The 15,002-nt window shown below is 72.2% G+C and carries 17 protein-coding genes; 7 read left to right on the forward strand and 10 right to left on the reverse strand.

The genetic code is table 11. The features are described from left to right. Window positions 1–236 precede the first annotated feature (236 nt). Window positions 237–1,211 carry a tetratricopeptide repeat protein gene (locus ACP4J0_RS18210; protein ID WP_426599719.1) on the reverse strand — a complete coding sequence of 325 codons (975 nt, stop codon included), beginning with the start codon at window positions 1,209–1,211 and terminating at the stop codon, window positions 237–239. A gap of 237 nt (window positions 1,212–1,448) precedes the next feature. Between ACP4J0_RS18210 and ACP4J0_RS18215 the strand changes: the two genes are divergently transcribed. Next, entirely contained in the window at window positions 1,449–2,123 is a 675-nt protein-coding gene (locus tag ACP4J0_RS18215) for a TetR/AcrR family transcriptional regulator (RefSeq protein ID WP_426599720.1), read from the forward strand. Here the strand turns inward: ACP4J0_RS18215 and ACP4J0_RS18220 are convergent. Continuing rightward, window positions 2,110–3,111: an NADP-dependent oxidoreductase gene (locus tag ACP4J0_RS18220; RefSeq protein ID WP_426599721.1), complete on the reverse strand. Its 1,002-nt coding sequence runs from the start codon at window positions 3,109–3,111 to the stop codon at window positions 2,110–2,112. The two genes, ACP4J0_RS18215 and ACP4J0_RS18220, sit on opposite strands and share 14 nt — an antisense overlap. 70 nt (window positions 3,112–3,181) lie before the next feature. On the opposite strand from ACP4J0_RS18220, the gene ACP4J0_RS18225 reads away from it, so the two are divergent. Beyond that, window positions 3,182–4,192 (forward strand): GlxA family transcriptional regulator, encoded by a 1,011-nt coding sequence (locus ACP4J0_RS18225; RefSeq protein ID WP_426599722.1) that lies wholly within the window; start codon window positions 3,182–3,184, stop codon window positions 4,190–4,192. A gap of 71 nt (window positions 4,193–4,263) precedes the next feature. Here the strand turns inward: ACP4J0_RS18225 and ACP4J0_RS18230 are convergent, their stop codons facing one another. From ACP4J0_RS18230 to ACP4J0_RS18250, 5 genes are all read right to left on the reverse strand, one after another. Continuing rightward, on the reverse strand, window positions 4,264–5,964 hold the full coding sequence (locus ACP4J0_RS18230) for an acyl-CoA mutase large subunit family protein (RefSeq protein WP_426599723.1): 1,701 nt from the start codon (window positions 5,962–5,964) through the stop codon (window positions 4,264–4,266). 93 nt (window positions 5,965–6,057) lie between these two features. Next, a complete protein-coding gene (locus ACP4J0_RS18235) occupies window positions 6,058–6,399 on the reverse strand; it encodes a DUF3817 domain-containing protein (RefSeq protein ID WP_426599724.1) in 342 nt (113 codons plus the stop codon). Window positions 6,400–6,454: 55 nt separating this feature from the next. Then, window positions 6,455–6,964: a MarR family winged helix-turn-helix transcriptional regulator gene (locus ACP4J0_RS18240; protein WP_426599725.1), complete on the reverse strand. Its 510-nt coding sequence runs from the start codon at window positions 6,962–6,964 to the stop codon at window positions 6,455–6,457. 77 nt (window positions 6,965–7,041) lie between these two features. Further along, complete coding sequence (locus tag ACP4J0_RS18245; protein ID WP_426599726.1) at window positions 7,042–7,335, reverse strand: MTH1187 family thiamine-binding protein; 294 nt, start codon at window positions 7,333–7,335, stop codon at window positions 7,042–7,044. Continuing rightward, on the reverse strand, window positions 7,332–7,676 hold the full coding sequence (locus ACP4J0_RS18250) for a DUF3817 domain-containing protein (protein WP_426599727.1): 345 nt from the start codon (window positions 7,674–7,676) through the stop codon (window positions 7,332–7,334). Before ACP4J0_RS18250 ends, ACP4J0_RS18245 begins: the two co-directional genes overlap by 4 nt. A gap of 209 nt (window positions 7,677–7,885) precedes the next feature. Between ACP4J0_RS18250 and ACP4J0_RS18255 the strand changes: the two genes are divergently transcribed. From ACP4J0_RS18255 to ACP4J0_RS18270, 4 genes are all read left to right on the forward strand, one after another. Further along, complete coding sequence (locus ACP4J0_RS18255) at window positions 7,886–8,518, forward strand: AIM24 family protein (RefSeq protein WP_426599728.1); 633 nt, start codon at window positions 7,886–7,888, stop codon at window positions 8,516–8,518. Window position 8,519: 1 nt separating this feature from the next. Further along, window positions 8,520–9,170 (forward strand): AIM24 family protein, encoded by a 651-nt coding sequence (locus tag ACP4J0_RS18260; protein ID WP_426599815.1) that lies wholly within the window; start codon window positions 8,520–8,522, stop codon window positions 9,168–9,170. Further along, window positions 9,167–9,943 carry an AIM24 family protein gene (locus ACP4J0_RS18265; RefSeq protein WP_426599729.1) on the forward strand — a complete coding sequence of 259 codons (777 nt, stop codon included), beginning with the start codon at window positions 9,167–9,169 and terminating at the stop codon, window positions 9,941–9,943. Before ACP4J0_RS18260 ends, ACP4J0_RS18265 begins: the two co-directional genes overlap by 4 nt. A 101-nt stretch (window positions 9,944–10,044) precedes the next feature. Beyond that, a complete protein-coding gene (locus ACP4J0_RS18270) occupies window positions 10,045–10,521 on the forward strand; it encodes a MarR family winged helix-turn-helix transcriptional regulator (protein WP_426599730.1) in 477 nt (158 codons plus the stop codon). A 38-nt stretch (window positions 10,522–10,559) separates the two neighbouring features. On the opposite strand, the gene ACP4J0_RS18275 is transcribed toward ACP4J0_RS18270, so the two are convergent. Together ACP4J0_RS18275 and ACP4J0_RS18280 are read right to left on the reverse strand one after the other, a co-directional pair. Continuing rightward, the gene (locus ACP4J0_RS18275) at window positions 10,560–12,083 is read right to left on the reverse strand and encodes a sensor histidine kinase (protein ID WP_426599731.1); all 1,524 of its coding nucleotides are present in this window, start codon (window positions 12,081–12,083) and stop codon (window positions 10,560–10,562) included. Then, complete coding sequence (locus ACP4J0_RS18280) at window positions 12,080–12,748, reverse strand: response regulator transcription factor (protein WP_426599732.1); 669 nt, start codon at window positions 12,746–12,748, stop codon at window positions 12,080–12,082. Before ACP4J0_RS18280 ends, ACP4J0_RS18275 begins: the two co-directional genes overlap by 4 nt. Window positions 12,749–12,873: 125 nt before the next feature. Here ACP4J0_RS18280 and ACP4J0_RS18285 point away from each other — a divergent pair, with 125 nt between their 5' ends. Next, window positions 12,874–13,626, forward strand: coding sequence for a PepSY domain-containing protein (locus ACP4J0_RS18285; protein ID WP_426599733.1), 753 nt, complete (start codon window positions 12,874–12,876; stop codon window positions 13,624–13,626). Here ACP4J0_RS18285 and ACP4J0_RS18290 read toward each other — a convergent pair. Beyond that, window positions 13,526–14,854, reverse strand: a complete 1,329-nt coding sequence (locus tag ACP4J0_RS18290; protein WP_426599734.1) for an MFS transporter — start codon at window positions 14,852–14,854, stop codon at window positions 13,526–13,528. The two genes, ACP4J0_RS18285 and ACP4J0_RS18290, sit on opposite strands and share 101 nt — an antisense overlap. Window positions 14,855–15,002 lie beyond the last annotated feature (148 nt).

Here is a 15,002-nt window from a genome sequence, read left to right on the forward strand (position 1 = left end):
GACACACCGGCCCCGAACGGCGACGCAGGGTGTGTCATACGGATGGAACAAAACCATGGATCGCCGGACAGAGTCCGACAGATCGGCGAGACCGACTTACTCGCAGTAACAGCGGCCGCGATTGCCAAGATTTGGCAAAGCGCGGCCGCACTGGCGTTCCGTCGACAGCTCTTTCACACGGGCATCACCCGGACGAACGGTCGCCGACCGCTCGGTTACGGGCGCCCGAACCGCCCCTAGAACAGGGCGCGAGCCAGCGCCCTGCGGGCCGCGGTCACCCGCGGGTCGTCGGCGCCGATCACCTCGAACAGCTTCAGCAGCCGCACCCGTACGGTCTCCCGGTCGTCTCCGGCCGTGACGCGCACCGTGTCGATGAGGCGCCCGAAGGCGTCCTCCACGTGACCGCCCACCAGATCCAGGTCGGCGGCGGCGATCTGCGCCTCGACGTCACCGGGCTTGTCGGCCGCGTCCTGACGGACCCGCTGCGGGTCGGCGTTCTGCACGCGCTGGAGCAACTCGGCCTGGGCCAGGCCGAGTTTGGCCTCCGTGTTGCCCGGGTCCTCGCTCAGCACGTTCTGGTACGCCTGGACCGCTCCGGCCAGATCGCCCGCGTCCAGCGCCCGCACGGCGGCCTCGAGGGCCGCGTCGTGCGGGCCGGCCGGACGCTCGGGGGCGGCGGGCTGGGCGCCCGGCTCCGCCTCGGGGTCGACGGCGAGACCGGTCAGGCCGAAGCGCTCCTCGGCGACCTGCACCAGCTGGTCCAGGGTCTGGCGGATCTGCGCCTCACCGGCGGCACCCTGGAAGAGCGGCAGCGCCTGTCCGGCCACGACCGCGAACACGGCCGGGATCCCCTGGACACCGAACTGCTGCATCAGCATCTGGTTGGCGTCGACGTCGATCTTGGCGAGGAGGAAGCGGCCGTTGTACTCGACGGCGAGCCGTTCGAGCACCGGGCTCAACTGCTTGCAGGGCTCACACCACTCGGCCCAGAAGTCGATGACGACCGGGACCTCGGTGGACCGCTGCAGGACTTCACTCTCGAAGCCGGCCTCGTCGACGTCGATGACGAGATCGGCCGGGGAGACGGCCCCCGCCCCGCCGTGCCGGGCCGCCTCGGCGCGCGCCTGCTCCGCCTTCGCCTTGGCCTCCTGGGCCGCCTTCACCGCGGCGAGGTCGACGACCCCGCTCATGGACATGTTCCGTGGCTGCATGGGCCTATCCTCCCCCGTACTCCGCGCGTGCGTGAAAAGCGGGTCGAAAGCCCGCCCTGAAGTGTTCCGTTGACGCCGGGTCCCCACCCCACGCCTGTGGTCGTCGCTGCGGTACGGGCGGACCCGTACTTTCGCTACGACCCGTAGCGTAATGCCACAAGTGACCCCCGAAGCACCCGGCTTCCGTGATCTGCATCACGGCGATTCAACGGGTTACCCGCCGGTTAAGGTCGGGGAATGCAGAGCAGTACCCCCGCCGGCCGTACCGGGCGCCCGCGCAGTGCCGCGGCGGACACCGCGATCCTGGCCGCGACGCGGGCGGCCCTGGTCGACCTGGGCTGGTCGAAGCTCACCCTGGGAGACGTCGCCACGCGGGCCGGGGTTGCCAAGACGACGCTCTATCGCCGCTGGACGGGCAAGAACGAACTGGTGGTCGACGCGGTCGCCGAACTCTTCGACGAGCTCCGGCTCCCCGACCGCGGGTCCCTCGCCGCCGACATCGAGGGCGTCGTGCTCCAGTTCGCGGCGATCCTGGACCGCCCGGAGGCCAAGAGCGGCCTGATGGCGGTGGTCGCCGAGTCCACCCGCGACGACGCGCTGCGCGAGCGCATCCGCACGTCGATCGTCGAACGCCAGAAGCGCCTGGTGCTGGAGGGAAGGGCCCGCGCCCAGGCACGCGGCGAACTGCCGCCCGAGCCGGACGCCGCGGAGGCGGCACGCACCGTGGACCTGATCTTCGACCTGGTCGCGGGCGCGGTGGTGCACCGCACGCTGGTCAGCGCGGAAGCCGCTGACGAGGAGTGGGTGCGCGGCCTGACCCGGGTCCTGCTGGCCGGCCTGGCCGGCTCGGCGGAGGAGCCGGCCGCGCCCCGGCAGGACACGGCCGGCGGGCACCCTCTCAGCGCACGGTGAGGACCAGCTTCCCCGTGGTGCGGCCGGTCTCGCCCTGGGCGTGCGCCCGGGCGCCCTCGGCGAGCGGGAAGGTGCCGGAGACGTGGGCGCGGAGCCTGCCCCGTTCGACGAGGTCGGCGACGGCACACATCCCGGCCCGGTCGTGCTCGACGAGCAGGTTCACGGCGCGGATCCCGGCCTTCTCGGCCGCTGCCCGGGTGTCCGCGGCGCCCGGCAGCAGGGAGACGAGGACACCGCCGGGTCGGAGCACGCCCGCGGACCGGGTGGCGGTCTCCCCGCCGAGGGCGTCGAGGACGACGTCGTAGGGCTCGCCGGTGTCGGTGAAGTCCTCGGTGCGGTGGTCGACGCAGGCGTCCGCGCCCAGCTCGCGCAGGAAGTCGTGCTTGGGGGCGCTCGCCGTCCCCGTGACGTGCGCGCCGCGCTCCTTGGCGATCTGTACGGCGAGATGACCGACGCCGCCGGCCGCGGCGTGGATCAGCACCCGCTGCCCGGCCCGGAGGCCGGCGGTGTCGACGAGGGCCTGCCAGGCGGTGAGCGCGGCCAGCGGCAGGGCGGCCGCCTGGACGTGGTCGATCCCGGCGGGCTTCACGGCGAAGGCGCGGGCGGGTCCGGTCACGTACTCGGCGTGGGAGCCGGCCCCGTGCGGGTAGGGCAGCATGCCGAACACCTCGTCGCCGGGCTGGAAGAGGGTGACGCCGAAGCCGGTCTCCACCACGGTGCCGGAGACGTCCCAGCCGAGGGTCAGCGGCGGCGGGGGCAGGAAGACCGTCAGCGCGCGGTGCTTGAAGTCCGTGGGGTTGAGCCCGGCCGCGTGCACGGCGACGAGGATCTCGCCGGGGCCGGGCGTGGGCCGGGGCAGGGCCGTCAGCCGCAGTACCTCGGGTCCGCCGAGGGCCGTCTGGTGCAGGGCGAGCATCACGGGGGCGCCGTCCTGGGCGGCCGCCGGATCCGAGGAGGTGGGGTTCGCAGAGGTGTCCGTCGAGGTCATGCCCCGATCGTGCGGGTACGACGCGACCCGGGGCGATGGCAAGAAGGTCATCCTCCGATACATTCCTGCCATGACCGTCGACTCCGCCGCCCGCGCCGCCGAACTGGAGAGCCGGATGCGCCCGGACCCGCTGCCCGGCTCCCACAAGGTCGTCGTCCTCGCGCTGGACGGCGTCTACCCCTTCGAGCTCGGCATCCCGCACCGGGTCCTGGGTTCCGCCGACGGCCGCTACGAGGTGCTGTCCGCGAGCGTGGACGGACGGCCCGTGCGCACCGACTCCGACCTGACCGTCACCCCCGGGCACGGTCCCGAGGTACTGGCCGGCGCGGACACCGTGGTCATCCCCCCGTACGCCATCACCGCCGCCTCGGCCGCCGTCCCGGACCCGCAGGCCCTCACCGCCCTGGCTCGCGTCCGCCCCGGCACCCGTCTGGTGTCCATCTGCACCGGTGCCTTCCTGCTGGCCGCCGCCGGCCTCCTGGACGGGCGCCGGGCCACCACCCACTGGGCGCTCAGCGACCACTTCCAGGAGCTGTTCCCCCGGGTCGAGCTGGACGCCGGTGTGCTCTTCGTCGACCACGGCGACGTGCTGACCTCCGCGGGCGCGGCGAGCGGCGTCGACGTCTGCCTGCACCTGGTACGCCAGGACCACGGCAGCGAGGTGGCCAACCAGGTCGCCCGCCGCTGCGTCGTGCCGCCGTACCGCGACGGCGGGCAGGCGCAGTACATCGAGCGGCCGCTGCCGCCGGCCGGCGCGACCGGCACCGGGCCCACCCGCGACTGGGCGCTGCGGCGGCTGGAACTGCCCCTGTCGCTGGACGACCTGGCCGGGCACGCGGCGATGAGCACGCGCACCTTCGCCCGGCGCTTCCGGGAGGAGACCGGTCTGAGCCCCGGCCGGTGGCTGACCCAGCAGCGGCTGCGGCGGGCACGGCACCTGCTGGAGTCCAGCGATCTCCCGGTGGAGCGGATCGCCCACGAGGTCGGCTTCGCCACCGCCACCTCGCTGCGGCGGCACCTGGCGGCGGAGGCGGGGGTCGCCCCGTCGGCGTACCGGCGCACGTTCCGTGCCTCCGGCTGACGCCGCTCACCGGGCCGCGGCGGGCCGACGGGGAGTCGCCCGCCGTGCCGGACCGGGCTCCGGCCGGGCGGTCAGAACCCCGCCGGCTCCGTGTACACCCCCCACTCCTCCCGCAGCACCCCGCAGATCTCCCCGAGCGTCGCCTCGGCGCGTACGGCGTCCAGCATCGGCTCGATCATGTTGCCGCCGGACCGGGCGGCGGCGAGCATGCCGTCCAGGGCCGTACGCACGGCCGCGTCGTCGCGGGCGGCCCTGCGCTCGCCCAGGGCCCGCACCTGCTCGCGCTCCACCTCGTGGCTGACCCGCAGGATCTCCAGGTCGCCGGTGACGGAACCGGTGTGCACGTTGACGCCGACGACCTTCTTGTCGTCCTTCTCCAGGGCCTGCTGGTAGCGGAAGGCGGACTCGGCGATCTCGCCGGTGAACCAGCCGTCCTCGATGCCGCGCAGGATGCCGGAGGTGACCGGCCCGATGGGGTGCTGTCCGTCGGGGTGGGCCCGGAGCCCCCGCTCCTTGATCTGGTCGAAGATCTTCTCCGCGTCGGCCTCGATCCGGTCCGTCAGCTGCTCGACGAACCAGGACCCGCCCAGCGGGTCGGCGACGTTGGCGACGCCGGTCTCCTCCATCAGCACCTGCTGGGTGCGCAGGGCGATCTCGGCGGCCTGCTCACTGGGCAGCGCGAGGGTCTCGTCGAGCGCGTTGGTGTGCAGGGAGTTGGTGCCGCCGAGCACCGCCGCGAGCGCCTCCACGGCCGTACGGACGACGTTGTTGTACGGCTGCTGCGCGGTGAGCGAGACACCCGCGGTCTGCGTGTGGAAGCGCAGCCACTGCGCCTTGTCGGACCGCGCGCCGTACACGTCCCGCATCCAGCGGGCCCAGATCCGCCGCGCCGCGCGGAACTTGGCGATCTCCTCGAAGAAGTCGAGGTGCGCGTCGAAGAAGAAGGAGAGGCCGGGGGCGAAGACGTCGACGTCCAGGCCGCGCGACAGGCCCAGCTCCACGTACCCGAAACCGTCCGCCAGCGTGTACGCGAGCTCCTGCGCGGCCGTCGAGCCGGCCTCGCGGATGTGGTACCCGGAGACGGAGAGCGGCTTGTAGGCGGGGATGCCGGCCGCGCAGTACTCCATCAGGTCGCCGATCAGGCGCAGGTGCGGCTCGGGCTGGAAGAGCCACTCCTTCTGGGCGATGTACTCCTTGAAGATGTCGGTCTGGAGCGTGCCGTTGAGCGAGGACGGGTCGACGCCCTGCCGTTCGGCGGCGACCAGGTACATGCAGAACACGGGCACCGCGGGCCCGCTGATCGTCATGGAGGTCGTCACGTCCCCGAGCGGGATGTCCTGGAACAGCACCTCCATGTCGGCGGCCGAGTCGATGGCCACCCCGCAGTGCCCGACCTCGCCGAGCGAGCGCGGGTCGTCGGAGTCGCGGCCCATCAGCGTCGGCATGTCGAAGGCGACCGAGAGCCCGCCTCCGCCGTTGCGCAGGATCATCTTGTAGCGCTCGTTGGTCTGCTCGGCGTTCCCGAACCCGGCGAACTGCCGGATGGTCCACGTCCGCCCCCGGTAGCCGGTCGGATGCAGGCCGCGGGTGAAGGGGTACTCCCCCGGCCAGCCGATCCGCTCGAAGCCCTCGTACGCGTCCCCGGGGCGGGGCCCGTACACCGGCTCCACGGGGTCGCCGGAGAGCGTGGTGAAGTCCGCGTCGCGCTTGCGCGCCGCGTCGTACCGGGCCTGCCAGCGAAGGCGGCCCTCCTCTATGGCGTCAGCGTCCATACCCTCGAATTTACTAGGACGTCCAAGTAAATGTCGATGGGGTACCGCCGTACGGGTGTCCGCACGGCGGTGAGAGGGCCCGGCGGGGGCCGGCTACGCCTTGGCGGCCGCGGGTGCCTCCGCGGCGGCGAACTTGGCGTCCAGCTCCTGACTGATCCTGCGCTCCACGAAGAACGCGGCGGTCGGGACGGTCCCGGCCAGCAGCACCCACAGCTGCTTGCTGACCTTCCACTTCGCCTTGGAGCCCAGGTCGAAGGCGAAGACGAGGTAGACGACGTACAGCCAGCCGTGCGCGAGGCTGACGACGTGGGTGAAGTCGGCGGCACCGTCCATGTCCAGCAGGTACTTGGCGATCATGCCGAGGCAGAGCAGGATCAGCAGCACACCGGTGACGTACGCCATGACCCGGTAGCGGGTCAGCACGCTCTTTTTCATGGGTCCGAGCGTAACCGTCCGTTTCGCGCGATCTTCGAGCGGGCCCGCGACTCGCTCAGGCCTCTTCGAAGTCCCCCGCGGCGACCCGCAGCGGCCGGAGCATCGCGAAGATCTCCCCGCACTCCTCGGCGTCGTACACGCCCAGCCCGAAGTCCATCGCCATGAGGTCGCGGGTGGCCGCCTCGACCACCTCGCGGCCCTTGTCGGTGATGGTGGCGAGGGTGCCGCGGCCGTCGTTGGGGTTGGGGCGCTTGTCCACCAGGCCGGACTTCACCAGCCGGTCGACGGTGTTGGTGACGGAGGTGGGGTGGACCATGAGGCGCTCGCCGATCTTGGACATCGGCAGCTCGCCCGACTTGGAGAAGGTGAGCAGCACCAGCGCCTCGTAGCGCGCGAAGGTCAGCCCGTACGGCTTGACCACCGCGTCGACCTCGGCCAGCAGGATCTGCTGCGCCCGCATGATCGAGGTGATCGCGGACATGGAGGGCACGGCGCCCCAGCGCTGCTTCCAGAGTTCGTCGGCACGGGCGATGGGATCGAAGGAGAGACTGAGGGGCTTCGGCACGGCACCAGACCCTACCGGCCGGTCATATCCCGTCCAGCCCCGTCTCGCGTTTCGATACCACCGCCCACGGCGCGCCGCTACTGCGCGAGGTGCCGCTCCACCGTCTCCACCTTCGACGTGAGGCCGTCCGTCACGCCGGGGCGGATGTCCGCCTTGAGGACCAGGGAGACGCGCGGAGCCCGCGCCTCGACGGCGGCGACGGCGCGCCGGACGACGTCCATGACTTCCGTCCACTCGCCCTCGACCGACGTGAACATCGCGTCGGTGCGGTTCGGCAGGCCCGACTCGCGGACCACCCGTACGGCGTCGGCGACGTACTCCCCCACGTCCTCGCCGACGCCGAGCGGCGTCACGGAGAAGGCGACGATCATGCTCCCACCACGCCTTCCTGGCGGGCGCGGGAGGCGATGACCGCGTCCTCGGCCTCACGCTTGAGCCTGCGGTCGGCGAAGAAGCCGCCGGTCGGCAGGACCGACATGACGAAGTAGAAGGCGGCGGTGCCGAACGACCACTTGGCGCGGTTCCAGGCGTCCGCCCAGAAGATGACGTAGACGACGAAGAGGAAACCGTGGACCGCGCCCATCACGGGCACCGCGTTGAAGTCGGTGGTCCGCTTCAGGACGGAGCAGACCAACAGCAGCAGGAAGGAGATCGCCTCGGGGCCGGAGACCAGGCGGAGGCGGCGGAGGGCGGAGGCGGTCTTGAGGTCCACGGGTCACCTTCGGTGGGAGAGTCGCCGGGCATCGGCGAACTGGGGGTTTGTGAACGTGCGCACAAGCGCGCGTCCATTGTGGCAAACCGCCGACGCGCCCGGGCGAGGGGGGCGGCGGCACCGGCCCGCGGGGACGGCCGGAGGAGCGTCCGTGCCCGTGGGATCTGTCGGCGGGCCCACTCGGCGGGCTACCTTTCCCATTTGTGGCGATGTTCCGACTCCAAGACAGCAAGGTACTCGCCGTCGACATGACCGGGGACGCCGTGAAGGCGAAGAACGGCTCGATGGTCGCGTACGACGGGGAAATGGCCTTCAAGAAGCTGAGCGGCGGCGGTGAGGGGATCCGGGGGATGGTGACCCGGCGGATCACCGGCGAACAGATGACGGTGATGGAGGTGAAGGGGCACGGGACCTGCTGGTTCGCGGACCGGGCCTCGGAGATCAGCCTCGTGGGTCTCCAGGGCGACACGCTGTACGTCGAGTCCAGCAACTTCCTGGCGGCCGACGCCGGGCTGCGGACCGGCACCAGCTTCACGGGAACCCGCGGCGCCTCCCAGGGCAACGGGCTGTTCACCACCACCGTGCAGGGGCACGGGCAGGTGGCGATCATGTCGGACGGGCCGGCGGTGGTGCTGCGGGTCAGCGCGCAGTACCCGCTGACGGTCGACCCGGGCGCGTACGTCGCGCACCAGGGGAACCTGCGGCAGTCCTTCCAGTCGGGTGTGACCTTCCGCACGCTGTTCGGGGAGGGCGGCGGGGAGGCCTTCCAGATCCGCTTCGAGGGCGACGGCCTGGTGTACGTGCAGCCGAGCGAGCGGAACACGATCGCGGGGGATGTGTGAGATGGCCTTCCGGGAGATCAACTCCAAGATGGTGCAGGCGACCGTGGCACCCGGGCAGCGGCTGTTCAGTCAGCGCGGCGCGATGCTCGCCTACCAGGGCGAGGTGTCCTTCACCCCCAATCTGCGGGGCGGCCAGGGCGGCGTCATGTCGATGATCGGCCGCCGGGTGGCGAACGAGGACACGCCGCTGATGACCGTCGAGGGCAGCGGCACCGTGCTCTTCGGGCACGGCGGCCACCACGTCCAGGTGATCGCCCTCGCCGGCGACACCCTGTACGTCGAGGCGGACCGCCTCCTCGCCTTCGAGGGCACCCTGGAGCAGGGCACGGTGTTCCTGGGCTCGCAGGGCGGGGTCATGGGCATGGTGCGCGGCCAGGTCAGCGGGCAGGGGCTGTTCACGACGACGCTGAAGGGCCACGGCTCCGTCGCGGTGATGGCCCACGGGGGCGTCTTCGCCATCCCCATCACCCCGCAGCGCCCGGTGCGCGTCGACCCGCAGGCGTACGTCGCCCACCACGGCGACGTACGCAACAAGCTGTCCACGGCGATGGGCTGGCGGGACATGGTGGGGCGCGGCTCCGGCGAGGCGTTCCAGCTGGAGCTCAGCGGCAGCGGCACGGTGTACGTCCAGGCGTCCGAGGAGAAGCTGTGAGCACCGTTCACCACGACCCGGCGACGCTGCCGGCCGACGACAACGTCAACGCGTACACCTTCTGCGTGGAGCTCAAGGGGAGCCAGTGGTTCCTGCAGAAGGGGAAGATGATCGCCTACTACGGGACGATCGAGTTCAACGGGATCGGGCACGGCCGGCTGGACCGTCTGGTGCGGACGTCCTTCCATTCGCCTCTGCACGCGAGCGACTGGGTGGTGGCCGAGGGCTCGGGCAAGATGCTCCTCGCCGACCGGGCCTTCGATGTGAATTCGTATGACCTGGAAGACGGCAACCTGACCATTCGCTCAGGCAACCTGCTTGCTTTTCAGCCAAGTCTCGCCCTCAAGCAGTCGATCGTGCCGGGCTTCCTGACACTGATCGGAACCGGGAAGTTCGTGGCCGCGTCGAACGGGCCGGTGGTGTTCATGGAACCCCCGATCCGGGTCGACCCGCAGGCCCTGGTCGGCTGGGCCGACTGCCCGTCTCCGTGCCATCACTACGACCACGGGTACATGACCGGCCTACTGGGCGGTCTACGTGCGATGACGGGCCTCGGCGGGGCCTCCGGGGAGGAGCACCAGTTCGAGTTCGTGGGGGCAGGGACGGTACTGCTGCAGTCGAGCGAGGCGCTGATGGCGGAGCAGTCCACGGGAGCCGCTCCGCAGCAGCCGGGGGTGCCCGGCGGCGGACCCTCCGCGCCTCAGGGCGGCCGGTCCGGGGTACCGGGGCTTCCCGGACAGCTGGGGGACCTCCAGCGCCGCTTCGGGCTGTGAGCGGTAACCTGCGGAGTGTGACGTCGAACGCGTGCGCACCGTCCCCGTCACGGAAAAACCCTTACTAGTTCGCCTTTCAACATTTTAGGTAGACTTCATTCATGGAGACCGAGACGGCCACCCGCTGGCTGACCGATACGGAGCAGTGTGCTTGGCGCACCCACCTGGAGGTCAACAGGCTGTTGACGCACCAGCTCGAGAAGGACCTGCAGCCGTTCGGCCTGACGATGAACGACTACGAGATCCTGGTGAACCTCTCCGAAGCGGAAGGCGACAGGCTGCGGATGAGCGACCTGGCCACCGCCACGATGCAGTCCAAGAGCCGCCTCTCCCACCAGATCACCCGCATGGAGAACGCGAACCTGGTCCGGCGGGAGAACTGCGAGTCCGACCGCCGCGGGCTCTACGCCGTCCTCACCGAGCACGGTCTGGAGACGATGCGGAAGGTCGCGCCGCACCATGTGGCATCCGTCCGCAGGCATTTCATCGACCTGCTGGCCCCCGAGGCCCTGACCGGCCTCGACAAGGCGCTCAAGCCGATCGCGGAGCACCTGCGCGGGCAGCGGGGGCGTCCCTGATCACGCCTGATCTCGCGTCCCCGACCTCACGCCCCTGATCACGTCCGCGGGGGCGTGAGGGTCTGGGCGGCCGGCAGGCGGAGCTCGAACAGGGCGCCGCCCGCCGGCGCCTCGTGGACGGTGAGCGTGCCACCGTGCCGCACGGCGACGTCACGGGCGATGGCCAGCCCCAGCCCGGCCCCGCCGTCGTCGCGGCTGCGGGCGGCGTCGAGCCGGACGAACCTCTCGAAGATCCGCTCCCGGTCGCCGGCCGGCACGCCCTCCCCGTCGTCGGCCACCGCGACCACGGCCAGGTCGCCGTCGCGGCGCACGGACACCTCGACCGCCGAGCGGGCGTGCCGCTGCGCGTTGTCGAGGAGATTGGCCAGCACCCGCCCCAGTTGCCCCCGCGACCCGGCCACCGTCACCTCGCCCGCTTCGCCCGCTCCTTCGCCCGCTCCATCAGCCGCCCCATCAGCCGCTCCTTCGCCCGCTCCGTCGCCCTGGGACCGCACGCTCACCCCCGGCCGGCCCCCGGTCTCCTCCCGCGCGAGCGCCGCGAGGTCGACGCGCGCGTCGGCGGGCCGCTCCCCCGCGTCCAGCCTGGCCAGCAGCAACAGGTCGGCGGCGAGCCGCTGCAGCCGTACGGTGTCCTCCACGGCGCCGTCGAGGTCGAGCAGCTCCGGATGGGCGGCGGCCACCTCCAGCTGGGTGCGCAGCGAGGCGATGGGGCTGCGCAGCTCGTGCGAGGCGTCGGCGACGAAGCGCCGCTGCCGCTCCACCGAGGACTCCAGCGCGGCCAGCGTCTCGTTGGTGGTCGAGGCGAGCCGGGCCACCTCGTCGTGGGTGTCCGGCACCGGGACGCGGCGCGCGAGGTCCTCGCTGGCGGTGATCGCGGCCATCTCCCGGCGGATGCCCGCCACGGGGCGCAGCGCGCGCCCGGTGACCAGCCAGGTCACCCACCCGACGACCGCGAGGAGCAGCGGAAAGCCGATCAGCATGACGGTCAGCGCGGTGTTCACGGCGCCGTGTTCGGCGGACAGCGGGGCACCGGCGTAGACGGTGAGCTGGTCACCGTTCCGGGTCTCCACGGGTACGGCGGCGAAGCGGTAGTCCTCCGTGTCGCCGCCGATCGTCGCCGAACCGTCGCTGACGGTGGTCCGCTCGCCGATCTCACCGGGCTCCAGCGAATCGCCGGCGTCGTCCGAGTCGCCACCGTCGTCGTCGCCGTCATCGTCGCCACCGTCGTCGCCGGTGGGGGTCGGCTGCGGCTGCACCGCGTCGACGCCCGTGCCGCTGATCCGCTCCAGGTCTTCGCTGGCGGCGACGAGCGTGCCCTCCTCGTCGACGATCTGCACCGGGCGGTCGTCCACGTCCAGGGACAGCTCGGTGTACCGCGTCCCGACGGACAGCTCGGCGGCGACCTCCCGCGCGGAGCGCTCGGCCTGGGTGCCGGCCTCGCCGAGCAGGTTGGAGCGCAGGGACAGCAGGACGGCGGTGCCGGCCGCGACGAGGGCGACGGCGACCACGAGGGTGGCGCCGAGCGTGGCCCGGGCCCGGACCGACCCGAACAGCCGGCTCATCGCTCGCCCTCCAGCCGGTAGCCGGCGCCGCGCACGGTGCGGATGAGACCGGCGCGCAGCTTGCGCCGCAGGGCGCTGACGTACACCTCGACGATGTTGGGGTCGCCGTCGTAGGCGAAGTCCCAGACGTGTTCCAGGATCTCCGCCTTGGACACGACGTGTCCGGCCCGCACGACGAGCTGCTCCAGGACGGCGAACTCCTTGGCGGTGAGGGTGACCTCCCGCTCGGCCAGGAAGACCCGGCGGGCGGCGGTGTCGACCTTCAGGTCGCCGTGGACGTGCACGGGCGACGCCCCGGTGCCCTGCGCCCGCCGCCGCAGCAGGGCCTTCACGCGCGCGACGAGGACGACGTACGAGAAGGGCTTGGTGAGGTAGTCGTCCGCGCCCGTGTCCAGGCCCTCCGCCTCGTCGTACTCGCCGTCCTTGGCGGTGAGCATCAGGATCGGCACGTCGTGCCCGGCGGCGCGCAGGGCGGCGCAGACCCGGTAGCCGTTGAGGCCGGGCAGCATGATGTCGAGGATGACCAGGTCGTACGTGCCCTCGCCGGCCCGGTGCAGGCCCTCCCGGCCGTCGTGGACGACGTCCACGGCGTAGCCCTCGGCGGTGAGGCCCTTGGCGAGCGAGAGGGCAAGCCGCTTCTCGTCCTCCACGATCAACAGACGCATGGGTAGAGGGTCCCAAAACCAAGCTGAAGATCCCTTCAGGCGGCTTCAGCTTGGCCTCAGCGTCGGTGGACGACAGTGAAGGCGTCGAAATCGAAGTGATTCCGTACGACTCGGGAGGAACTCGCATGAAGCGCAACATCGTGATCGCCGCCGTCACCGCCGCCGCACTGATCGGAGGCGGTACGGCGACGGCTCTGGCGACCACGGACGACGACCCGGGTACGACGACGCGTCAGACGGACGTGCGCGGCGCCTCGGACGACGACGCGGGCGACCGGGCGGACGACGCCGACGACGACCGGGACGACTCCCGCGACGGTGACCGCGACGACGACGCCTCCCGCGTGTCCTCGGTGAAGGTGACGGCGGCCGACGCCATCGCCGCCGCCCTGAAGAAGGCCCCCGGCACCGCCGTCTCCGCCGAACTGGACGACGCGGACGACGACGGCGACGACGGCGAGCGCGCGGCCTGGGAGGTCGACGTCCTCTCCGGTGACGGCACCTGGCACAGCGTGTGGATCGACCCGGCCGACGGCAAGGTCCTCGGCTCGGAGACGGACGACGAGGACGACACCGACGAGGTGCGGGCCGCCCTGAAGGGCACGTCCGTGGACGCCGCCGAGGCCGCGAAGGCCGCGGCCGGCCACGGGACCGTGACCTCCGTGGAGCTGGACGACGACGGCGACCACGGCGACGGCGAGGCGGCCTGGGAGGTCGAGACCCGGTCCTCCGGCGGGGGCGAGCAGGACTGGCGGGTCGACCCGAAGAACGGCAAGGTCACCGCCGATCGCTCACACCACACGGACTCCGACGACTCGGACGACTCGGACGACTCCGGCTCGGACGACTCGGACGACTCCGGCTCGGACGACGACTGAGCAGCCCCGTCCGCCCGACGGACCGACCGCGGCGGCGCCCCGGCACCAGCGCCGCCGCCACGGCGACCGCGCCGGACACCGCGAAGCACACCGGCAGCGGCAGCCGTTCCACCAGCAGGCCCACCGAGGCGGCACCGGCGGAACCTCCGGCGTTCACCGCGGTGTTGACCCAGGCGCCCGCCCGGGTCCGGAATCCCGGCGCCGCGCTCTCGTCGGCGATCAGGTACGCCGTCGTCAGCGCCGGTGCCACGAACAGGCCCGCGCAGGCGACGGCCGCGACGAGCGTCCCGACGCCGGACGCGAGGCCCGCGGCGATCAGGCAGAGGCCGAGGCCGGCCGCGAGGAACGGCAGCCGGGCGCGGGCGGACGACGTCCAGGTGACGGCGCCGTTCAGCAGCCCGCCGACCGCACTGCCCGCCGACAGGGCCGCGAGCACCCAGGCGACGGTGGAGCCGCCGAGGCCGCGCTGCTCCGCGAAGGCGACGACGAGAAGGTCGACGGCGCTCAGCGAGATGCCGACGCCCGCGGCGACGACGACGGGTTGCAGCAGGGCACGCCCCTGCCCCGCCGACCCTCGGCCGGCCGGCGCGGAGCCGTCCTTCGCGCCCTCCGCCGGAGGCAGCACGCCGACGGCCGGTGACGTGACGAAGGCGAGGGTGCCCACCGCCACCAGCAGCGCGCTGAGCAGCACCCCGACATCAGGTGTGGCGACACCGGCCACCACGCCGACCAGGAGCGGACCCGAGACGAAGAGGAGTTCCTCGGCGACGCCGTCCAGGCTGTAGGCGCGCTGCAGCATGGCCCGGTCGGGCAGCAGCCCTGCCCACACCGCGCGCATCGTGGGGCCGAGGGGCGGCGTGCAGGCGCCCGCGAACGCGGCGGTCACCGCGAGGACGGCCGCGGGCGTGCCCGGGTACCGGCAGACCGCCGCCAGCGCGCAGAGCAGGGCGGCGTACAGCAGTGCCATGGGGAGCAGGGCCCGGCGCGGGCCGTGCCGGTCGACCAGGGCCGCGCGGTAGGGGGAGAGGAAGACGCTGGTGGCGCCGAAGAGCGCCATGACCGTGCCGGCCACGGCGTACGACCCGGTGGACCGGGTCAGGGAGAGCATCAGGGCGAGGGAGACAGTGCCGTACGACAGCCGGCCGACGAGGGCGGCCAGGAAGGTGCGGCGGGCATGGGGGACACGGAGGACGGCGGCATAGGAGGGCCGCGAAGCGTGCGTGGACACGGAGAAGGTTCCTCAAAGGGAGGCAACGAGGGGACGCCGAAGCGCGCGACGGCCGTTCTCCGGCGGTCGCGTGCGGGGCGGGCCCTATGCCAAGAGGAGGAACACGCGGGTCAACGTAGCAGCGCGGTTGCGCGGCCGCACCGGCTTT

Source organism: Streptomyces sp. WG7 (genome assembly GCF_049975785.1).
Classification (GTDB): Bacteria; Actinomycetota; Actinomycetes; order Streptomycetales; family Streptomycetaceae; genus Streptomyces.